This window comes from Acinetobacter sp. ESBL14, assembly GCF_036668815.1.
In the GTDB taxonomy this organism is placed as follows: domain Bacteria; phylum Pseudomonadota; class Gammaproteobacteria; order Pseudomonadales; family Moraxellaceae; genus Acinetobacter; species Acinetobacter gyllenbergii.
This window is the reverse complement of record NZ_JAZEVS010000001.1, coordinates 770,832-792,942: the sequence shown is the minus strand read 5'-3', so window position 1 is coordinate 792,942 and position 22,111 is coordinate 770,832. Positions and strand designations below refer to the sequence as shown.

General features: G+C 32.1%; 25 protein-coding genes and 4 pseudogenes. 2 read left to right on the top strand and 27 right to left on the bottom strand.

Translation table 11 applies throughout. The features are described 5' to 3' along the window. Positions 1 to 6 precede the first annotated feature (6 nt). From V6E90_RS03850 to V6E90_RS03800, 11 genes and pseudogenes are all read right to left on the bottom strand, one after another. Positions 7 to 987, bottom strand: a complete 981-nt coding sequence (locus V6E90_RS03850; RefSeq protein ID WP_332604552.1) for a hypothetical protein — start codon at positions 985 to 987, stop codon at positions 7 to 9. Between the two features lie 281 nt (positions 988 to 1,268). Next, entirely contained in the window at positions 1,269 to 1,712 is a 444-nt protein-coding gene (locus V6E90_RS03845) for a hypothetical protein (RefSeq protein ID WP_332604550.1), read from the bottom strand. Positions 1,713 to 1,767: 55 nt separating this feature from the next. After that, a pseudogene (locus tag V6E90_RS03840) lies at positions 1,768 to 2,225 on the bottom strand (hypothetical protein). A 179-nt stretch (positions 2,226 to 2,404) separates the two neighbouring features. Further along, positions 2,405 to 2,908 carry a hypothetical protein gene (locus tag V6E90_RS03835; protein ID WP_332604549.1) on the bottom strand — a complete coding sequence of 168 codons (504 nt, stop codon included), beginning with the start codon at positions 2,906 to 2,908 and terminating at the stop codon, positions 2,405 to 2,407. A gap of 8 nt (positions 2,909 to 2,916) precedes the next feature. Further along, entirely contained in the window at positions 2,917 to 3,369 is a 453-nt protein-coding gene (locus tag V6E90_RS03830) for a hypothetical protein (RefSeq protein ID WP_332604548.1), read from the bottom strand. Between the two features lie 26 nt (positions 3,370 to 3,395). After that, positions 3,396 to 3,839 carry a hypothetical protein gene (locus V6E90_RS03825; protein WP_442881243.1) on the bottom strand — a complete coding sequence of 148 codons (444 nt, stop codon included), beginning with the start codon at positions 3,837 to 3,839 and terminating at the stop codon, positions 3,396 to 3,398. A 108-nt stretch (positions 3,840 to 3,947) separates the two neighbouring features. After that, complete coding sequence (locus V6E90_RS03820; protein WP_332604547.1) at positions 3,948 to 4,466, bottom strand: tetratricopeptide repeat protein; 519 nt, start codon at positions 4,464 to 4,466, stop codon at positions 3,948 to 3,950. Positions 4,467 to 4,570: 104 nt separating this feature from the next. Beyond that, complete coding sequence (locus V6E90_RS03815; RefSeq protein ID WP_332604546.1) at positions 4,571 to 4,723, bottom strand: hypothetical protein; 153 nt, start codon at positions 4,721 to 4,723, stop codon at positions 4,571 to 4,573. A 215-nt stretch (positions 4,724 to 4,938) separates the two neighbouring features. After that, on the bottom strand, positions 4,939 to 6,075 hold the full coding sequence (locus tag V6E90_RS03810) for a tetratricopeptide repeat protein (RefSeq protein WP_332604545.1): 1,137 nt from the start codon (positions 6,073 to 6,075) through the stop codon (positions 4,939 to 4,941). Between the two features lie 24 nt (positions 6,076 to 6,099). Further along, positions 6,100 to 6,690, bottom strand: a complete 591-nt coding sequence (locus V6E90_RS03805) for a hypothetical protein (RefSeq protein ID WP_332604544.1) — start codon at positions 6,688 to 6,690, stop codon at positions 6,100 to 6,102. Positions 6,691 to 6,820: 130 nt separating this feature from the next. Next, positions 6,821 to 7,532, bottom strand: a pseudogene (locus V6E90_RS03800) (RHS repeat-associated core domain-containing protein); the annotation flags it as partial. Between the two features lie 121 nt (positions 7,533 to 7,653). On the opposite strand from V6E90_RS03800, the gene V6E90_RS03795 reads away from it, so the two are divergent. Next, the gene (locus V6E90_RS03795; protein WP_332604543.1) at positions 7,654 to 8,514 is read left to right on the top strand and encodes a tetratricopeptide repeat protein; all 861 of its coding nucleotides are present in this window, start codon (positions 7,654 to 7,656) and stop codon (positions 8,512 to 8,514) included. Between the two features lie 24 nt (positions 8,515 to 8,538). On the opposite strand, the gene V6E90_RS03790 is transcribed toward V6E90_RS03795, so the two are convergent. The 16 genes and pseudogenes from V6E90_RS03790 to V6E90_RS03715 form a co-directional block, all read right to left on the bottom strand. After that, positions 8,539 to 8,805 carry a hypothetical protein gene (locus V6E90_RS03790; protein ID WP_332604542.1) on the bottom strand — a complete coding sequence of 89 codons (267 nt, stop codon included), beginning with the start codon at positions 8,803 to 8,805 and terminating at the stop codon, positions 8,539 to 8,541. A gap of 259 nt (positions 8,806 to 9,064) precedes the next feature. After that, positions 9,065 to 10,363, bottom strand: a pseudogene (locus tag V6E90_RS03785) (RHS repeat-associated core domain-containing protein); the annotation flags it as partial. Continuing rightward, a complete protein-coding gene (locus tag V6E90_RS03780) occupies positions 10,353 to 10,820 on the bottom strand; it encodes a hypothetical protein (RefSeq protein WP_332604540.1) in 468 nt (155 codons plus the stop codon). The gene V6E90_RS03780 and the pseudogene V6E90_RS03785, both read right to left, overlap by 11 nt. 3 nt (positions 10,821 to 10,823) lie before the next feature. Then, on the bottom strand, positions 10,824 to 11,309 hold the full coding sequence (locus V6E90_RS03775; RefSeq protein ID WP_332604539.1) for a hypothetical protein: 486 nt from the start codon (positions 11,307 to 11,309) through the stop codon (positions 10,824 to 10,826). A 231-nt stretch (positions 11,310 to 11,540) separates the two neighbouring features. After that, positions 11,541 to 11,780, bottom strand: a complete 240-nt coding sequence (locus V6E90_RS03770; RefSeq protein WP_070075249.1) for a hypothetical protein — start codon at positions 11,778 to 11,780, stop codon at positions 11,541 to 11,543. A 131-nt stretch (positions 11,781 to 11,911) separates the two neighbouring features. After that, a complete protein-coding gene (locus tag V6E90_RS03765) occupies positions 11,912 to 12,394 on the bottom strand; it encodes a tetratricopeptide repeat protein (RefSeq protein WP_332604538.1) in 483 nt (160 codons plus the stop codon). Between the two features lie 23 nt (positions 12,395 to 12,417). After that, positions 12,418 to 12,870, bottom strand: coding sequence for a hypothetical protein (locus V6E90_RS03760; RefSeq protein ID WP_332604537.1), 453 nt, complete (start codon positions 12,868 to 12,870; stop codon positions 12,418 to 12,420). Between the two features lie 111 nt (positions 12,871 to 12,981). After that, positions 12,982 to 13,293, bottom strand: coding sequence for a hypothetical protein (locus V6E90_RS03755; protein ID WP_332604536.1), 312 nt, complete (start codon positions 13,291 to 13,293; stop codon positions 12,982 to 12,984). Positions 13,294 to 13,406: 113 nt separating this feature from the next. Continuing rightward, positions 13,407 to 14,324 carry a tetratricopeptide repeat protein gene (locus V6E90_RS03750; RefSeq protein WP_332604535.1) on the bottom strand — a complete coding sequence of 306 codons (918 nt, stop codon included), beginning with the start codon at positions 14,322 to 14,324 and terminating at the stop codon, positions 13,407 to 13,409. Positions 14,325 to 15,050: 726 nt separating this feature from the next. After that, a complete protein-coding gene (locus V6E90_RS03745) occupies positions 15,051 to 15,482 on the bottom strand; it encodes a hypothetical protein (RefSeq protein ID WP_332604534.1) in 432 nt (143 codons plus the stop codon). Between the two features lie 91 nt (positions 15,483 to 15,573). Beyond that, entirely contained in the window at positions 15,574 to 16,053 is a 480-nt protein-coding gene (locus V6E90_RS03740) for a hypothetical protein (protein ID WP_332604533.1), read from the bottom strand. A 50-nt stretch (positions 16,054 to 16,103) separates the two neighbouring features. Then, positions 16,104 to 16,580, bottom strand: coding sequence for a hypothetical protein (locus V6E90_RS03735; protein WP_332604532.1), 477 nt, complete (start codon positions 16,578 to 16,580; stop codon positions 16,104 to 16,106). A 9-nt stretch (positions 16,581 to 16,589) separates the two neighbouring features. Then, the gene (locus tag V6E90_RS03730; protein WP_016660631.1) at positions 16,590 to 17,042 is read right to left on the bottom strand and encodes a hypothetical protein; all 453 of its coding nucleotides are present in this window, start codon (positions 17,040 to 17,042) and stop codon (positions 16,590 to 16,592) included. Between the two features lie 146 nt (positions 17,043 to 17,188). After that, on the bottom strand, positions 17,189 to 17,386 hold the full coding sequence (locus V6E90_RS03725; RefSeq protein ID WP_332604531.1) for a sugar ABC transporter permease: 198 nt from the start codon (positions 17,384 to 17,386) through the stop codon (positions 17,189 to 17,191). Positions 17,387 to 17,489: 103 nt separating this feature from the next. Next, positions 17,490 to 17,969 carry a tetratricopeptide repeat protein gene (locus V6E90_RS03720; protein ID WP_016542870.1) on the bottom strand — a complete coding sequence of 160 codons (480 nt, stop codon included), beginning with the start codon at positions 17,967 to 17,969 and terminating at the stop codon, positions 17,490 to 17,492. A 12-nt stretch (positions 17,970 to 17,981) separates the two neighbouring features. Further along, positions 17,982 to 21,008: pseudogene (locus tag V6E90_RS03715) on the bottom strand (RHS repeat-associated core domain-containing protein); the annotation flags it as partial. Positions 21,009 to 21,243: 235 nt separating this feature from the next. Between V6E90_RS03715 and V6E90_RS03710 the strand changes: the two are divergent. Beyond that, on the top strand, positions 21,244 to 22,110 hold the full coding sequence (locus V6E90_RS03710) for a tetratricopeptide repeat protein (protein ID WP_332604530.1): 867 nt from the start codon (positions 21,244 to 21,246) through the stop codon (positions 22,108 to 22,110). Position 22,111: the final 1 nt, after the last annotated feature.

Genomic DNA, 22,111 nt, shown 5'->3' with positions numbered 1-22,111 from the left:
TATTCATCATATTGCATTATTATCTGGATGATTGATTCTATCCCATGTTTTTCCATTAAACCGAACCAAATACTTATGACTAAGAATCCAAAGTGCTCCTTCTTTTTCCTCCACAGCAATAATTCCTTGTAGGTCACTTAATTCAGGAACAATTGAGTACTCTGAATTTTCGTATTTATATAGCCCCTGCTCTGAGGCTATGTATATAATTTCTTGATAAAATGCTGTACCATAAAAAGTCGAATTTATATGTATATCCTTTAAGTTCTTGAATCCCTCATACATATTTCCTTTCAGAAGCGTACCGAATTGTCCTGAAATTAAAACATTGGTCTCGTCTGGACACAATGTTATTCCATATAAGAATGATGTAGTAAGTGTTTGAGCCTCTACCCATTCATGTCCATTAAAAAATGCAATAAATCCTTCATCACTCTTCACTCCACATATGTATATACTATTATTATCAAATCCATTGATATCATATATACATCTATCGAATGATAGATCATATTTATCTTCTAAGAATGATCTATCTATTTTTTTTACTTCAAGTGGAGCTTCTATAAACTCTAACCCAATAGGCTTCCATTGATTCTGATTATTTTTATACACTTGGCTGCCATCACCACAAGCATATAAATCACCGTTAATTATACGTATACGATTAAATTGTCCATAAATTTTATCTTCTATTTTATGTCTAATCTCTTGATGTTCATTATTATTCTTTTGAAATATGCCAACATCACTCACTTGATCAAGTGATATAATGGAAGGATGACCATCTCTGTCCTGATAAGCAACTGAAATAACTTTCCACCCCTCCAAGTCCAAACATGACCATTTTTGTTGTTCTAAATTTTTATAAATAATTATTTTACTAAAGTAATCCCATGTATCTAATTCATCAATATTTGCCGATAAACAGAAATTATTGGCACTAATTGCACACCCTGTAGTAAAAGTAATAGATCTTTTTTTCATCTCATAATACTCAGATACAACTCTTTGATTCCTGATCGAAGGATATTTATAGATTGAATTCTTACATTCTACCACTGGTTTCGTAGCTACATTCCTAGTTAGGTAATTTTAGCCAATGATAAATTCTCAATGACAAAAGTAATTTCTACATACAAAATTTCTTAATTAGGTTTGCTAATTTTTCTGGACAATTTATTTTAGGTCAAGCTTATAATTATGGTAATGGTGTAAAATAAGATTAAAAAATAAAAAATTAGTTAGCTTAAGTAAAGCTATCCAACCTATCTCTCACAACTATTCACACCATTTTTGTTATAGTACAACCCTATATTCCAAGAGTTTATATCCTCATAAGTAATTTCCTCACCTTTCTTGTTTCTCTCAATCAAATCATTAGGATACAAAATCCCAATAAGCTGATAATGACCGAGACAATACAGCGAATAGTTCTCCGAATTCTCTATTTCACCCCACCCATCTGATTTTATTTTATTTTTTATATCATTCATTTCTATCTTTGATAGTTTTTTCTTATCAATTAAAATTGTTCCAGCATGATTTCCAGAGCGCCTAATAGATACTTCAAAAGCAGGATCATAAGATTTAAAATATTTAGATATGATATCTTCAAAATCCACAATTTTAGAGTTATCGCGTTCGCTTGTACAAGATAAAGCAAACAAAACAAGAACCAATAAAAGATTTATTTTAATAAATTTCTTCACTCAAGTAACCATTATACTAAAAAACAAAACATACATTTAGAATATTAAAACACATTTAGTCCAACTTAATTACTGGAATTTCATCTTTAATACAATGCTTAATCCCTGCTTCGCTATATGACAATCCAACTGACCACTCATCTATATTTTCATATTTTATTTCCTCACCATCATAACCATAGTGTTTTGGATTTATTGGATACAACACACCCATGTATATTTTTTTATCAAAACAATATTCAAAAAAACTATCATGACTTGATATTAGCACCCAACCATCATCTTGCAATTTTTTTTGAATACTTTCAAAATCACCAAATGACATTTTTGATTTTTCTACCTCTGCTGTTGCATACTTATTTACAGGCTTATTAATCCAAATTTTCTCTTTCGGGCTATACTCCCCAAAGTAGTTATCAATTACTTTATTAAAATATTGATCTTGCTGTTTTCCTCAGCACTTGAACATGTAGTCAGCAAAAAAGATAAAAACAATATTGAAATAACTCTCATAAATTTACTCTTAACATTTAACCTATAGTTAAAAATGAAATACTAATCGAAGCACCAGTATCTATATCTCAGCAAAAATCTATTTCTATAGTTTTATAGATGCTGACATTATCTCTAAGAAAATATTAGAATATGTCTAAAGACAGAATTTCAAAACTTGTTCAAACTATCTTTTTAAATTAATCTAATTTAATTACGGGTATCTCATCTTTTCTACATTGATTCACTCCACTTTCTCCATAAGATAACCCTACTAACCAGTCATTAATATCTGTATATTTAACTTCAAGCCCTTCAGAGTTGTAATGATGTGGTCGTACTGGATAAAGTATACCTATATGTATTTTTTTACCCAAACAATACTCATAATAACTATCTTGATCAGAAATAAGTTTCCAACCATCAACTTCCAACTTCTTACGAATATTAGAAAAATCATTTAAAGAAAGATTTGATTTCTTTATTTTAGTAATTGAATATTTACTTTCTGGCTTATCAACCCAAATTTTTTCATTTGGTTGATATTCCCCAAAGTATTGATTAATTACATGTGTAAAATACTTACCTTGTTGATTTTCGTCAACGCTAGTGCAAGAACAAAGATATACTATAAAAACTAAAAAAATAGCTTTCCTTAATGCTTTTTTATTTATAAAACAACCTAAAAATAAAATATTCGACATACCTACTTCTATTTATAATTATGACATATATATGAGGTTCTATTTTTAGCTTTATAAAATATTACATGCCAATCATCATTTAATTGCATTGCAACAGAACCTTCGACCAGTTCCTTATTACCCACAACAACTCGTGGTGCAATAATTTCAAGTTGTCTTTTATCTCTACAAAATATATAACTTTCATTATATTTTTGATGATACTTCCATCCCATTTCTTTTAGTTGCTTATCTTTCTTGTTTAAAAATATATTGATCTTAAATTCATCTGCTTTAATTTTATATGAAACCGTATTCGAGCTATAAGATGAGTAACCTTTTAGATCGCCAGCTTTACCATCAAAAAGGACACTAGCCTCATTTACAAAGTCTTGATTTACTTTATCTATATAGGCTTTTTGTTCTACATCCTTATCACACCCGACTAACAAAAACGAGAGGATTATAACAATTTTTTTCATACAAGCCGAATCAAAGTAAAGAACAATCACTTACTATAATACTCCATACAATTATTAACGCCTAGTTTATTATAATAAAGTGCAAAATACCAATAACCTTTGTTTTTAAAATTAACTTCTTCACCGCCTCGTGTATAATGCTTATCATAAATCGGATTCAATATATCTACCGAATAATAATTATTTTTACAAAAATTATAATAACTATTATAAGAGTCTACCAAATCCCACCTCCTCTTTATTAGATCATTTTTTACACCCTCATAATCTTTGCTAGAAAAATCTTGTTTTTTTATTTTCACTACTAAAAGTTGAGTCGAGCTCTTTTTTCTATCAATATCATATTCGTACTCATATTTACCAAATAACTCATTGGAGAACCTCTTCAAATCCAGTACTTCACTATCATTGCATCCAAATAAACCGATGCTAAAAGCAAAGATAGACATCAGTTTTATAAATTTTATCATCAAATTAAAACCATATTAAAACAATACTAACTATCAATATTACATACATAAGGATGTTAAAATAGAATTTCCACCATAAAGATAAATTCAGTTTTAGCAAGTCGAAAATTACTTATCATTCTCCATAAAATTTTTTATATCATCGGGTATGGATACATCTGGTACTTCCTTATTCTTTATTTTCTGCAAATTATTTTTAGCAATTTCCTCATTATTACTTGCTGCAAGTGTTAGCCATTTTTCCGCTTTTACCAAATCTTGAGTTACACCATTAGTTCCTAAAAAATAAGCTGTGCCTAAATTAAGTTGAGCAAGCGAATACCCTTTAGATGCAGCTAACTCAGACCAATAAATAAATTTTTCTCCATTTTTTGGTACTCCCTCTCCAAATGCATATAATCCAGCCAATTCATTCTGAGCAATTACATCGCCACTTTCGGCAGAAGTTTCTAAAAGTTTTAAATAATTTTCTTTATCACTAGTTTCAGAATATTTCTCAACTTTTGGATATGAATCTTGCTCCATTGAAACAATTTTTTCTGAATCAGAAAGCGTATTCGGTGATGTAGCTTTACCACAGCCGCTTACTATTAATAAGATGAAAAAGATAGAATAAGAATATTTCATTTGCTAAATTCAAAAATTAGAAAGTTGATGGAAACCATTGAATACTCGGAGATACATTTAAATGTATATGGTTTTTTTTGGTAGCGCTTACCCATTTGTTGCATTCACTTCATTTCCTCATCCCTTTTTTTCTTCCACTCACCTTCACATTTAGCCTCAACTCTACAGTCTTCAAATTGTTGTGAAGTTACTTTTGACATTCCTAAAACATAACCCACAGAAGCACGATAACTACTTGATAAGAAGAACCACTCCATTCAACTCCCCCTAAAGGATCTACTAATTGGTTAGAATTTCTAACACATTTAAATATACTAAAACCACATTTAACCCTAGCGACTCTTTTTACGTATATACCTTGCACTATACTACCCATAATAACGATAAAAGTTATAATACAACCCTATCTCGCTATCGTAATATTGGCATGTAGTCTCCGAAGAATCTTTAATAATTTGGCATAAATAGCCGATTAAAAACTATTTAGCATATCTTTAGCTGGTTGATATCCGAGATTAGCAGCATATTCTAAGTATTGTCTTGCTTTTCGTTCATCAGATTTTACTCCCAAACCATTCAAATATATAGTTCCTAAGTTTACTGCAGCTAAAATCTTTACCTCTCCATTAGTATTTTCATATATGTTATTAAAAATACTAAATGCTTTTGAAAAATCTTCAGCACAATTGTTTCCATTTAAATACTCTACCCCTAAGTTAATTCCTGCTGATGAATAACCACCTTCAAATGCTTTTCTATATAACTCACATATTTCTTTATTAGGCTCATCCTTAGCTTTTATACTTAGAATTTTTGATTTTATAAAATAACCTACAGCGACATTTTTATCTATTAACTCTTGTGCATAATCTTCAGCTTCATTTAAATTTTGGTAGCTCTCATAGCCTTCAATTTCCCCTAAAGTTAAAACTGCTAACTCCACATCAGCAAACCAATATTTTTTACTTCTCGCCTCTTTATTGTATTCTATAAACTTACTTACATCACCATTATTTAAAAATAATGTTGCCATTTCTGTATAAGATGCAGGGACATAATCCTTTGACATATTCAACCATTTAAATGCTAATTCTTGATTAGCTGGCACACCAATTCCTTTACTATAGCGAAAACCTAAACTATACATTGCCAAAGGATTACCTAAGTCTGCAGCATCTTTAATTAAAGCAAAACTTTTATTATATTCTTTTTGAGCATCATAAAACTTTGCAAGCCATAGCATAGCTTCTGGATATTTATGATTAGCCGAAAATTGAATAAGATTTAAACCACTTTGAATATCTTGTTCTACATATTTCCCGTAGAACTCTAAATTTCCTAATCTATGTGCCTCTACTGGATTATCCTTTTTTCCGTTTAAACAGGCCAATGTCCTATCGGGATTAGCATCAAACTCTAAAGGACAAGTTTCTGTAAACTTCTGACTAATATCCTCTTTTAAACTCAATGGGACTGTTCCACAACCGATAGCACCATATTCATTTTGAACTTCACAAGGTATTAATATTCCTTTACTACTTTCCCTATTAGGATTAGCACATGCTGTTGCACTCAAAACAACACAAATAATTCCGATTTTTCTGAACATACCCCTAACTCCTGTTTTCAAAAATTACTTAAGTGCACTGCATATTGTGATCTGCGGACAAAGTGCTGCATTTACACCTGCTGATGCACCGAAAACACCACCAATAGTAGTTGTTTGGTTACTAGAGTCAAATAACTCATTTCCATTTTTAAAACCAAGATTCGTCTTACTCATAGTACTTGAATCATAAAAAGTGGTGCAATTACTTACAGCACCATCTACCCCAGCAGCAATTGTTCCTGTTGAACAGGCAGATGCACTAACTCCAGAGTTAAACTCACCCGCACTAAATATTTTATGAATCCCACCTGTTGCCTGAACAATAGGACCTGCTGCTGGACAAAAACTTACCAATCCACATTTTTTAACAGTACCTGCATCTGTTTTAGAGTCAACGATTCCAGCTGTAATATCTACACCAGCCCCTGCTTTAACGGAGGCAGTGACACCATAACCATTAGTACGTGAATATTTTTCAGTAATAGGTTTAACTTTTGCGCTCTGTTGCGCTTCACTTTCTCTTTGCTTTCTACTAGCTTCATCTCGACTAGCTACCTTTCTAAAACCATCTCTTCGATATTCTCGGTCATTCTGTATATTTTTATTTTCATACAAAATATATGGAGAAACCCCCTCTGTAACTTTAAATGGGTCTCTTTTTTTGTATTTGAAATACTAGCACTTCTAGCCTTAAAGTCATCATTCCAAAGTTTGAACTTTTCATAATCACTCATATTTTTCTTATCTGCCATCAACCCCATCGGATCGACCCATTGAATTGGATCACTTACATAAGCAGAAGTATTTATGCCACCAAATAACCCAATCGGATCTTTACTCATATACCTAGCGCTATACGGCTCATAATAGCGATAACGGTTATAATGCAGTCCTGTTTCATTATCGTAATATTGACCTTGAAATCTCAGATTACTCTGCTCAAATGGATTGTCCTTATTGAGCATCTGAATCTTGAGTGCAGTTCCCCACGTATCCTGAGTAATTTCCCAAACACATTCACCTACGGCATTACTCAGTGTTTGCGGTGTTCCCACCTGATCGCAATGATAAAAAACAGTTTGCTCTAAAGCCGCGCGGTTCTTACGTGTATCGCTGCTCCAGATCGGATCTTTATAAACCGAATAAGGCTTGTTGAGATATTCACTATAATCAGGGGTTTCTATCAGTTGAATAAAACCCTGATACCCTGCCTGCATTAACGGTACAAAGCTGTCAGGCTCATAAACATAATGTTTGGTGTAACTGCTCTCAGGCTTGTCTGAATTTTGACTTGATTCCCAAATCATCAAATCACCATCCCAACCAAATAAGGTAAAGTCTTGATTTGATGATTTCTTATATAAACGACGTCTAAAGACATCATAACCATACTGAGTCACTTTTCCATTCAAGTTACTTTGAATCAAACGGTTATGATTGTCCCAAGTCAGCTTTAACTTTATTAAGTTTAAGAATAATTAATTGAATCTTTGTTTATCTTATTTTTATGTTGTAAATAGAGAAAATAATGCTCATATATAGTAAATTAGCTCAAGCTATGTTATCTGAGATAAGAAGATGTTATTAAAAAGAATTTTTTTGGCTATTTGTCTATTAAATGTCTTGAATTCAGGATGTGCAAAAACAACTACGCCTGCACATGAGACTAGTGAAAAACAACACTCTAATAACAGTAACATAAATAATCTTGATATCAAAGACATACGCTCTAAAGCTGAAAAAGGTGATCCTGAATCACAATACAATATGGGTGTCATATATGCCGATGGTTATAAAGAAATTCAGCCAGATATTGTAGAAGCTATTAAATGGTACACTTTAGCAGCAGATCAAGGAAATGTTAATGCCCAATATAATTTAGGTCTTTTATATATAGAGGGTGAACATCTTAAACCTGATTATACAACAGCTATACTTTGGTTTAAGAAAGCAGCTACACAAGGTGATATAGCTTCATTAAATAATCTAGGAACTATATATAAGGATGGATTGGGTATTACAGCAGACAATCAAAAAGCTCTTTCATATTTCTTAAAATCTGCGCAAGCAGGATATCCTATAGCCCAGTACAATTTAAGTAATATGTATTTTGATGGACAAGGGACTAAAAAAAACCCAATTGAAGGCTTAAAATGGCTAACAGAAGCAGCTAAACAAGGGGAAATTGATGCTCAATATAACCTAGGCCTCGTGTATTTATTGGGTGATGGAGTAACTCAAAATTATCAACAAGCACAAAAATGGTTCTTAGCGGCAGCAGAGCAAGGCGAAAATGGCGCACAATATCATCTTGGTCGCATTTATAAAGAGGGATTGGGCGTTAAAAAGGATCCTTCTTTAGCCCATATGTGGTTTAAAAAATCAGCTGAGGCAGGAAATCCTCTAGCCTCTCAAGAATTATCTCATATAGAAAAATAATTGTTGAGATAATTTGGTTTCCCTTTAATAGGTAGAAGGGAAACCATGCGCGCCTAAATCCCAAGTATGCCCAGGCCCATGAATAATAGATGGGCCATTTGGATTACCCACCATTTCTTTACCTTGGCTAATAGTAATACCCTTTGCTGTTCCCAATTTAGTTTTGTCTTTTCTTAGATAAGGATCCCATTTATCTGTATGTGAACCTGCACAATATTTTGATTTACCTTTAGCAGCACATGCTTCAACATATTCTCTATTAACCTGTTTTGTCCGGTTTTGAATTTCCATTTTTTATCTTCCTCAAATACACCATAGTCATATCCCACTCCCACTTTTCGTTCCATTGTTAAGGTACTTTCTCCATTTCCTTTATATTTTGCGTAAATACCAACGCCTACCCCCACCCCACTGTAACTGAGCCTCCTGCCGATTTCCCTGTCGCATATTTTTCAATTTGGGATGTCAATATCTTATCTACTGGAATACTATTATCAGGTAAATGTGGAGCACTTAGATTATAGGTTTCTAAAGCTATATTTGTTCCAGCTCGTTCAGAGGCTAAGCCTAATGGATCAACCCACTGACTTGGATTTTTGACATAATCACGAAGATTAAGCCCACCTTCGAGTCCAATCGGATCTTTACTCATATACCTAGCGCTATACGGCTCATAATAGCGATAACGGTTATAATGCAGTCCTGTTTCATTATCGTAATACTGACCTTGGAATCTGAGATTACTCTGCTCAAATGGATTGTCCTTATTTAGCATTTGAATCTCGAGTGCAGTTCCCCACGTATCCTGAGTAATTTCCCAAACACATTCACCTGCGGCATTACTCAGCGTTTGCGGTGTTCCGACTTGATCACAATGATAAAAAACAGTTTGTTCTAAATCCACACGGTTTTTACGTGTATCACTGCTCCAGATCGGATCTTTATAAACCGAATAAGGCTTGTTGAGATATTCACTATAATCAGGTGTTTCTATCAGTTGAATAAAACCCTGATAACCTGCCTGCATTAACGGTACAAAGCTGTCAGGCTCATAAACATAATGTTTGGTATAGCTATTCTCAGGCTTGTCCAAATTTTGGCCTGATTCCCAAATCATCAAATCACCATCCCAACCAAATAAAGTGAGATCTTGGTTTGATGATTTCTTATATAAACGACGTCCAAAGACATCATAACCATACTGAGTCACTTTCCCATTCAAGTTACTTTGAATCAAACGGTTATGATTGTCCCAAGTCAGCTTTAAGACCTTGCCATTTTGCGTGGTTTCAATCACATTGCCTTGTACATCATATTGATAATGCTTGCCTTGATACTGCTTGATTAAATTGTTTTTGGCATGTGTTGTCTGGTTGATTGGATCAACCAGATTCCCCGCTGGATCGAACTTAAAACTTTCGTTTTTATGCTGACTTTGCGTTGAAATCAAACGTCCAATCGGATCATATTGATAATTAAGCTGTCCTAAACGACTGTCTTCAACTTGGGTGAGCAAATAGTTTTTATCATATTGATAATGTCTATGCGCTTGGTAACGGAGTCGATCTGAGCTTTCTTGCTCAGGCTCAATCTGTTGAGAAATCAGTAGTCCGACATCATTATAATGCTTGGTTTGTACCAAACCATTTGCCAGAAAACGTACCGTTTCACGATGCAAATCATCACGTTGGAAAGAAACAACATCCTGTTGGTTAAACGCAATTCCGTAAATATGTCCTGAACCATAGCTCAGATTGGTCTGCTGCTGTCCATCAGGGCGAATGGTTTTAACCAGATGACCCAGTTCATCATATTCATAACGCAGTATTAAAATAATACTAACTATCAATATTACACACATACCGTTTATGTCTAGAGTGAATAAAACCTACATTCCAATGCCCAACCAACTGGTTTAATGACTGTCCTTCACCAGTAGAACTATAAGCATCTAATTTAACAGGAGGTACTAGTTCTAGTTGATTAGTGTTTTTATCACAGTAAATATAAGCTTCTTTATATTTTTCTTTATACAACCATCCTTTTTCTTTAAGACTAGGTTCAATATTGTTTAAAAAATCCCTTTCGCCAATACCACCATCACTCTGAATTTGAAATATTAATCTATCTGCATTATAGGATGAGAATGAATGTTTATCAAAGATGCGATCACCAAAAATATAGTTAGCATCACTTTCAAATTTTTTAATTATTGTCTTATTATTAAGACTTTTGACCTCTGATTTATCAGCACGTGAACAAGCCATCATAAGAAGAACTAGAGGAAATATTAATATAAACTTCATAACTTAAAGCTTGGTAAAATCTATAAAATCATTAGGATTCTGATTGCATTCTGTTATTTTAGTCGTACTTTTATAAGGAGATATATAAATGTAATTTATATCATTATAATTAAGTGAAATACCTGAAGGTGTTTTTTCATACTTTTCCAAAGGATATAAAATATCAAGAGAAAAATCCTCTCCATAACAAAAACTAGCATAGTTTTTGTTATTACTAATTTCAACTAGACGCCACCCTCCTTTAGCCAGTTTTTCATAAATAATATTCAATTCATTGAGATTTAAGTCACTTTTTTTTATTTTAAACAATGCATATTGTTGACCATAATTTTTATTACCACGAGAGCTAATATCTTCATAGTCATATTTATAACCATAAAAATATTGATTCATAAAGTCCTTAAACCTATCTGGAATATTTTTTGACCTTTCTGCACTAGAACATGCAACAATGAAAATTATAAAAAAACATACCATTAAAAATTTCATAAATGTTCTCTTAATATTTGATCGGTGTTTGTAGAAGTGGAATACTAATCGAAGCACCAGCATTAATATCAGCTTTGTCTCTACTTAAGCCAATTTATACATCTTTAGGTGATTTTAAATTAAACCATTTGCTTTATGGTATGATCACGTCTAGCCTCACATTGCAAATATTTTGCTCCTGCACAAGCTTCACCACCTTTTAACAAATCCATCACTTTCTATCTATATAATTTAAAAAAATTCAACCATTAAAATACCAATGCTTATTATTACCCCACATAAAACACTTATCGCCAACGCCAGCCCAATTGAACTTTCCTTACCACTTGAAATATCTAAAAAAACTATCAACAAAAACATTACTACAGAAATTAAAAAAACACTTACCATCTCAATAATAACAGGATGTTCATTTGCTTTAAAATTAGCGATAAAAACACTCATCATTACTTCAACTAGAAGTGTAAACATTAAACTGTCCTATTTTTTTTACTCGGACTTTCTTTATCTTCTGCTACAGCTTTTACTGCTCAGGAAGCTGCTTGTCCCATTATTTTCTCATTCGAAAATACAACCATTCCTGAAGCATTATTAAAAATAAACTACTTACCGTCTAACTCCTTCAGCTTATCCTTTGCCTCAGTATTCCCTTGTAAGCTAGCCTTTTCTAACCATTCTTTAGCTTCCTTTACTCCCCCATCTTTTTTATTATTTAATAGAATGAGAGCTAATTGCAATTGTGCACTTTCATGATTTTTACTTGCCGCTAATCTGTAATAATATTCTGATTTACTTAGATTTTTATCACCGCCTAGTCCCCTTAAATAAATAATACCTAAAGCATTTTGCGCAGAAGCATCACCTTGTTCAGAAGCCATTTCAAGCCATCGCTTAGCTTGATCATAATCTTTTGGGTAACCTTCATCACCATTTAAAAAATTCATTGCAACATTATATTGCGCATCAACATTACCAGTTTCTGCTAATTTAAATTCATGACTATTTTCGTATGGTGCACTATTTGTGCAAGCACAAAAAAGTAGACTTAAACCAAACAACTGACTACATTTAAGAAAATCAAACATAAAAACCACTAAAACCTATAGAGTTAATTAAATTCTTCATCTTTACAATAATCTGTTCCATCCTCATCATATGTAAATAGAATCACCCAATTTCCAACATCCTCCCTAGTAAGATATAATTTCTCTGAAAATTTATTGTAATAATTCAAATGCTTTGGATTTACTATTGCCATTTCATTGTATCTATTATAACAGTAAACATACTGATCTTGTGATGAATAAACCAACCTCCAAGTCTTATCTATTTTCAGCTTAACCTTTTCAAAATCAGCATTTAAAAATTTATCACCTCTAATAAAAACATTACTTGTCACAATATTACTTTTATTTAAACGGCTTTCAAAATCAAAATCATATTTTGAAAAAAACTCATTAGAAAGCTTCTCAAAATCCAAAGATCTTTCATCAATAGGTTTATATACACATGAACTACAACCTGTTAAAACTACTAATAGCATTGAAACCATTTTTTTCATAAATTATTACTCACCCCTTACTCCAGTCAGTTACAAAAAATATTGTATAAAAATTAGTTAAAACAATGCAAAACAACATTTCTCTCTGATTAAATTTTTAAAAACCTCAAATTATTTTTGAAGCTTATACCCACAATTCGTACAATTTTTAGTATAAATACTAAACCCAAGATTAGATAAACTGCCTTCTTTTTTAAAAAAATTTTTATTACAATTTGGGCAAATATTTTCATCAAAAATTAATATTTTTAATATATACATACTATATATACCCACAATAAAAAAACCTAGAAACACTAAAATATTGAGATCATACTCACTACCAACTACTGTAAAAAATGCAAGTATTATTATAGAAAAAAACTGGTAAGCAACAACTTTTTTGGCTACACTTCTTAGTCCCTCATTAACATTTTCACTCATTATTTTCGCTCCCAGTATTAATTAATTTAATAGGAGCATAATTATGGACCGTATTTTCTCCTATGATTATTCCCACATTGTCTCTTGTACAACAATATTTATCATATGAATACTTACTGTTTTATCTTTTCTTTAGCATTTGATATGCCTTGCTCATATGCTTTATTAAAGTAAAACTGAGATAAGCTTTCATTTAACTTATTGTAATTTGGAGATGAATATATAACCCCTAAGTTGTAAGATGCTTGTCCTTTACTCAATTCACTAGCTATTTCAAAATACTTAATAGCCCTATCCACATCTTTAGGGACACCCTTACCATTCATTACGTTAATACCTAAATTTAGAGCAGCTTCAGCATTATTTAATAATGCAGATTTTTCCCAATAATCATTACAAAGTTTATAGTCTTTTTTTACAACCACACCATCGCAATATATCAACCCTAACTCAAACAGGGAAAGTGCATCATTCTTTTCAGCAGCCCTCTTTAAATAAATCAACCCTTCTTCAGTATTTCCTTCTTCAATATAAATAGAACCTATAGAGCCCATTGCATCAACATCATTCAATTTAGCAGCTTTAAGATAATATTTTTTTGAATTTTCTATATTTTTTTGCACTCCAACCCCAGTATAGTATTTAAAACCCGTATTATACATAGCAGAAATATTTCCATTATCTGCCGATTTTTTTGTCCACTCAAATGATTTTTCAGCATCATAAGTTCCACTCAGCGCTTTAAAATAAATATCAGCCAATATGAGTTGAGCATCACTATTCCCTTCTTTTGCTAAATTTCCATAAATAGTTTCGAGTCTTTTATAATATTTTTTCTTTTCATCTGAATTTGATGGAGCTGCTTCTGCTTGTGACCTTAATTCTTCTGCTTGTTCAAATGTCATATTTAAATCAGATGATGTATTTGAAGCATTACATGCAGTAATGAAAATGCTTACCGTTAGACTCAACAATAATTTATTTTTCAGCACCTTATAAAAACCTCTTAAAAATCTAGCCGAAACAAACATTTTTTAGAATTCATTAGATCTTCTTGCAAATAGTATAAATGACCTAGTGACTAATAAGTTGGATAAAAATAATTAGCAGCCCTATTTAAATAAAAATTTGCAAGGTCACAATTTCTGAGTCTATTTTGCAATCAAATATGAACCCACACAATAACAACCCACACAATAGCTATCTTTCACATTTTCACCTTTTTATTTCAAACCATCAACCTTAACACATTGAGCATTTAAGAAATTAGACCAAATTAAAAAAAAGCTACATTAAATTTCACAAATCAGCTCAACATTAAAAAAAATGAAAAAACGAATAAAAGCAAAAAAGCAATCTGTATAAAATAGAAAAACCTTATTCTCTTTGCATAAAAATCACGATTGTCAAAATTTTTAAATACTATCCTATAAAGATATTTAGTATGTTTATAACTTTTCAAGTTAAAACCTAAATAATCATTTACAATGCTTTTATTAACAAAATATTTAAACAAATAAAATCTAACTACGCAAAACAAAACAACATATAAAATTAATGAGAACAAAAATAAAAATAAAACAAACCCATCCGACATTTATCTTACCCCCTCAAAAGCAATATAACTATTAAGAAAGCATTTGTTAATTTTTTTCAAAGAGTATTTATCCTAGAGTCGCTCATCAATCTTATCAGAACAACCGACTTGTAAAAATAAAGAAAATAAGACTATGGATTTAAGTAGAATTTTCATAAAATCATTCGCACAGATCATCCCCCCATTTATAATAACGAAATAAGACCGTATCAACATTATAATTAGTTATTTTCAATTTCCCACCTTTATAGTCTAAAATTTCTCCAAAGGTTGGACTAACTATATTAACTTTATTATTCGAGCCTAGACAATAAGTAACAACTCCTTGACCTTTTCCTTTAAAAATCCACCCATTCTTCTCTAAATGCTCTACTATTTTATCTATTTTATTAGGATCCTTAATAAATTCGAAATAAGAAATTTGTGCTTCATGCTTATTTATTGAATCTATAATTTCAATATTACTTCCCAAAAGTTTTACCATTTGGCTTTTAAATGGATATTTATCAGAAGGTTGCTCATAAACACTATGACTACAACCTATTAATAGTAATATAATAGTAATACTTAGACCGAATTTACTTACACACATATTTAGTCCTTGATAGTTCTGGTAATTGTACGACCCTGTGCTTCAACATTATATCTAATTGAAAAAATTAAAATTACTCTACACTCACTTTTCACAACATCTTATTTCTAATTCTCAAAAAACATTCATTTAAAGTACCATTAGCAGTATGTCTAAAAAAAACATTCCAATTCTTTTCAAGCTGTTTACCAATATCTCCCCGGCCTAGTTCATTGTTACCGACAAGAACTTGTGGAGGAATTATTTCTAATTGGCGAGAACCTTGGCAAAAAATATAGCCCTCATTAACTTTTGATCTAAAAATCCATTTTTTTTTAGGCAATATCTGATCTTTATAATTTTCAAACTCTTCCATACTCAAATTTTCAACATTAATTTTATAAACAACATCATTTGAAGAAAATGATTGATAACTTCTCTCACTTTCTAGCTTATCTCCAAAAATATCTTTAGCCTGTCTTTTCAACTCCATGTTAATTGGATGACTACTTCTTCCGATCTCAACATTTTCATCTTGTGAACAGGAAGTTAATAATACGAGAATTAAAAAAGATTTATATATATTTTTCATTATATAAAAACACACACCTTGATAAAAAAATAAAATTTAAAATATAAAAATTATTTCTTGTAATCATAACAAACATAGCGGTTAGTATTATTTGGCGACATAAATATAACATGCCAAAAGTCATCTAACTGCATACCAGCAGAACCTTTAACTAAAACTTCATTTTTAGAAACAATTCTAGGTGATATTATCTCTAATTGTCTTTTCCCATCACAAAAAATATAACTTTCATTATACTTCTTAAAGAAAAACCAGCCCATTTTTTTTAAATCTTTACTCTCTTCTTTCATAAAAACATTAATATCAAATTTATCTGCTTTAATTTTATATGCCACAGTGTTATCAGTATATGAAGAATAAGCACTTAAGTCTTCAACAGTACCATTAAATAGAACTTCGGCCTCATCAACAAATCTTTGATTAACCTGATCTAAATAAGGCTTTTTTACTGTTTCATTATCACATCCGGCTAACAAAAATGAGCTGATTAAAATGATTTTTTTCACACGAACCAAATTAAAAAACATACAAAATAATTACTTACTATAATAATCCATACAATTATTAACACCTAGTTTATTATAATAAAGTGCAAAGTACCAATAATCTTTGCTTTTAAAATTAACTTCTTCACCGTCTCGTGTATAATGCTTATCATAAATCGGATTCAATATATCTACCGAATAATAATTAGTTTTACAAAAATTATAATAACTTTTATAAGAGTCTATCAAATCCCACTTTCTCTTTAACAGATCATTTTTTACGCCCTCATAATCTTTGCTAGAAAAATCTTGTTTTTTTATTTTCAATACTAAAAGTTGAGTCGAGCTCTTTTCCCTATCAGTATCATATTCATATTCATATCCCTTAAATATTTCATTAGAAAGTTCTTTTAAGTCGATTTTCTCAGGTACATTATTCTCACTTACAGAATTACAGCTTATAATAAGACAAGAGAGAAATATATAATATAATGATTTTTTCATTCTATAACCTTTAATCTTGTGTACGAACTAAAGTCGGTTTACTATCACTTACGCTAATATCAACTCCAGGCGTACCAATACCGACTTCCACACCTACGGGGCCATTTCGATCAAAAAAGGATCCAGCAGGAGTTGTTACTCCAAACCTAGCTCCCCACCACCCAACACTTTGGGTAACCTTCATCACCATTTAAAAAATTCATTGCAACATTATATTGTGCATCAACATTACCAATTTCTGCTAATTTAAATTCATAAGCATTTTCGTATGGAGCACTATTTACACAAGCACAAAAAAGTATACTCAAACCAAATAATTGTAAAAATTTAAAAATATTAACCATAAAACCTATTACAATATAAAACGACAACCTACTTAATATCTAAAACCACATTAAAATAAATAGATTTTAAAAAAAAGATCTCTTCATATTTAATACAAAGCTATTAATTATCAATTTTTCTTAAATAAGAAATAGCCTCTTCATTTCCTGAATTTTTTGCCTTCTGAAACCATTCTTTTGCAGTTTCAAGATTTTTTTCTACACCTTCACCATTGAGATACCTGATTCCCAATTGTAGTTGACTATCAGCATCTCCTTGCAAAGCTGATTTTCTATAATATTCGACGGACTTTGGCAAATCTTTTTTTACACCATATCCATTTAAATACATTATTGCTAAGTTATATTGCGATTTTGCATCATTTTGTTCAGCTGCTTTTTGATACCACTCAAAGGCTTTTTTATAATCAACATCAAAATTATACTCACCAAATAAATATACGTCTCCCATCTGTGATTGAGCGCGAATATCCCCTTGCTCTGCTGCACTTTTTAAACTTTCAAATTCAGGATTTGCTGCACTATCAGGACTATTACAGCCAACTAAAAATAAGATCACAAAAATATTTAAATATTTAATCATAATAGTCTCAAGTTAATTTGAAGGAAAAGCATTACTAATTGGTGGTAAAATAACAGGTGGCTGGGTAACTGGTTTATATTTTTTAGCCTGATTAATATCATATTTCATAGTAGGAATATCTTTTTTAAAGCATCCACCTGGCCCACATTTGGGTACTTCACTAATCTGACATGAGCTAGTTCTATAATCAAAGCCAACTACCTTACCCATTGAAATTCCCGCACCTAAAGAATGTCCATTACTATAATCATTAGACCACCCATCACTTGTAGCCTCTCCAACAGCCGTCATTCCAACTCCTTTTCCACCACGCCAAGTAGCTCCAGCACTCATATCTCCCCAAGCACCATTAAAAGCTTTAGGATTTAAAGTTTTATAATTATCGACCATTGTCACTTCTGAAACATTATTAATAGTGTAAGGAAACCCTTTTCCAGCAATCCCAGCACCTATTACTTTAAATTTAACACTATTTTGGACACCATTAATACATTGTGAAGTTAAATCGTAAGATAACCCTGTTACAGCAAATACTGTATAACTTTTTTCGGTACCCTTCCATTCAATTAGGCCTAACATATCTACTAGTTGTATAGGATTATTGACATATTTTGCACTATTTAATCCACCAAATAACCCAATCGGATCTTTACTCATATACCTTGCACTATACGGTTCATAATAACGATAACGGTTATAATGCAGTCCTGTTTCACTATCGTAATATTGACCTTGGAACCTAAGATTACTCTGCTCAAATGGATTGTCTTTATTTAGCATTTGAATCTCGAGTGCAGTTCCCCACGTATCCTGAGTAATTTCCCAAACACATTCACCTGCGGCATTACTCAGCGTTTGCGGTGTTCCGACTTGATCACAATGATAAAAAACAGTTTGTTCTAAATCCACACGGTTTTTACGTGTATCACTGCTCCAGATCGGATCTTTATAAACCGAATAAGGCTTGTTGAGATATTCACTATAATCAGGTGTTTCTATCAGTTGAATAAAACCCTGATAACCTGCCTGCATTAACGGTACAAAGCTATCAGGCTCATAAACATAATGTTTGGTATAGCTATTCTCAGGATGGTTCGAATTTTGGCTAGATTCCCAAATCATCAAATCACCATCCCAACCAAATAAGGTAAAGTCTTGATTTGATGATTTCTTATATAAACGACGTCCAAAGACATCATAACCATACTGAGTCACTTGCCCATTCAAGTTACTTTGCATCAAACGGTTATGATTGTCCCAAGTCAGCTTTAAGACCTTGCCATTTTGCGTGGTTTCAATCACATTGCCTTGTACATCATATTGATAATGCTTGCCTTGATACTGCTTGATTAAATTGTTTTTGGCATGTGTTGTCTGGTTGATTGGATCAACCAGATTCCCCGCTGGATCGAACTTAAAACTTTCGTTTTTATGCTTACTTTGCGTTGAAATCAAACGTCCAATCGGATCATATTGATAATTAAGCTGTCCTAAACGACTGTCTTCAACTTGGGTGAGCAAATAGTTTTTATCATATTGATAATGTCTATGTGCTTGATAACGGAGTCGATCTGAGCTTTCTTGCTCAGGCTCAATCTGTTGAGAAATCAGTAGTCCGACATCATTATAATGCTTGGTTTGTACCAAACCATTTGCCAAGAAACGTACCGTTTCACGATGCAAATCATCACGTTGGAAAGAAACAACATCCTGTTGGTTAAACGCAATTCCGTAGATATGTCCTGAACCATAACTCAGATTGGTCTGTTGCTGTCCATCTGGACGAATGGTTTTAACCAGATGACCCAGTTCATCATATTCATAACGCAGTACAGCCGTTAGATTCAACATCTTATAATGCTGGTGTTCACGCACCAATTGTCCAAGCTGATTACGATACAGTTGAACCTGACTTTCTGCATTACTGGCTGAGCTTAATTGTTGATTTAAATTATATTCAAATTGCTCTGTCTGGCTTTGATGAGTATGCAGATGCGTATATGTTTTAGACGCAATCTGTCCATCATCATAATAGCTAAATTCGGTCAGAATATTGGGTTGTCGAATCTGGAACAATAGACCATTTTCACTATAACTATAGTGCTTTTCTTCACCATCAAATGCTTGTTCACGAACTAATTGACCAAACTTATTATAGCTAAACTGGTATTCAGCCTGATTCTGGTTAATAAGCTTCTGGATACGACCCTGCTTATCCCATTGATAGCCCACACGATGCTGATTGGCATCAATACGTTGTTCTAACAGGCCGACAGTATTGTATTGATATTGAGTGGTTAAGCCGTTGGTGTCGGTGTGATTAAGCAGACGACCTTCTTGATCATGCTCAAACAGCTCTTTTAATCCATCTGGGTATACGATGGCTTGAAGCTGACCTTTATCTTTGCCTTGCATACTATACAGATATTGAACTTTCTGCTCATTCGCCTCTTGTTGGGCACTTAAGTCACCGTTTTCATCATATTCCCATGTACTGCTTTTGCCTGAACAATCGGTATAAGACAGCATTTGCCCTTGATCGTTGTATTGGATTTTCTTGATACCTCCTTTGGCATCAACCACTTTCACCACTTGATTATTGCTGTTGTATTTATATTGAGTGACATGACCTAAAGGATTAATCTCTTTGCTGACATTGCCTTGTGCATCATATTCCCGTTTCCAGATATTGCCTTCTGGATCTTTGGTCTCGGTTAAATTGCCTTGCTCATCATAAGCAAAGCGAATCACACCACCATTCGGCTGTACAATTTTCGCCAGTTGTCCCTGATCATTATATTCTTGCTGCGTTTCTCGACCTTCAAAGTCAATTTGTCGGGTAATACGTTTTTCACCATCACGAGAATACCAAGACTCTCGACCATCAGCTAAACGAGTCCGATAGGTAAAACCATCCAAATCAAAATAATAATAGGTTGGTACATCATAAGCATCGTAAACCGCAACTTGGCGTAAACGTGGATGCCATTTTAGCTTGGTATGGAAACTGCCATCATCCGCCCATTCTTCAATGGCTTTAGTATATAAAGAAAAAAATCAAATTTATTAAAATCTAAATAAAACCAAATAATGACAACCTTTAACTTCAATCTTTAATATATATTGATAAGAGAAAAAAACTGAATAATTTTGTATAACCTCAAAGCTTACTGTTACAAAAAAACAAACAACAAGCCATCTAATTAATTGTTTTGTATAAAAATATAAATTAAAATTTATCTTCGTCTATGTTGCGCTAAAGTTTAAAATTTATATGAAAAAATTTTTAGTTCTTACATCACTTATCTTCTTGATTTCATGCGGTAGTACAAAACAAGATCATAATACGAATATCAAAAATTCAAATTCAGAAAAAGTATATATCTACGATCAAGAAACAAATAAAAAGCTAAAACAAGCAGAAGATTTCATCAATGATGACAGATATGATAAAGCTTTTCCAATTTTATTCGAGTTAGCTAAACAAGGGAATCCAACCGCTCAAAATGATATTGGTGCAAGTTATCAATATGGATTTAATGGTGAAACTGATGAAGAAAAAGCTATTCATTGGTATACATTAGCAGCTAAACAAAACCATGCCCCATCAATACATAACTTAGCCTTGATTGCATTTAACAATTCAAAAAATGAGCATGACTATCAAAAAGCATTAACCCTTTTTGAAAAAGCAGCTAAGCTTGGTTCTTATGAAGCTGTTAATTATATTGGTATATATTATGAAAATGGGATTATCTTTCCACAAGATTCAACAAAAGCTTTAGAAAAGTTTCTATTTTCTGCAGATCATGGTAGTGCTGCTGGTCAGTTTAATGTAGGACAAGCATACTATTATGGTAGGGGAGTTAAGCAAGATTACAAACAAGCATTTGAATGGTACACAAAGTCATCTAAGCAAAATTATGCAACAGCAGCTATTCAACTAGCAAGTTTATATGATGAGGGTAAAGGTACTGATAAGAATATAAACAAAGCTATTGAATTGATAAAACCATATGCAGAACAGGGTTATGATCTTGCACAATACAATATCTCTCTTTACTACAAAGATAAAAATGAACTAGGAAAATCTATATACTGGTTAGACCAGTATAAGAAAAATCCTAATAAGAGTGATTAAA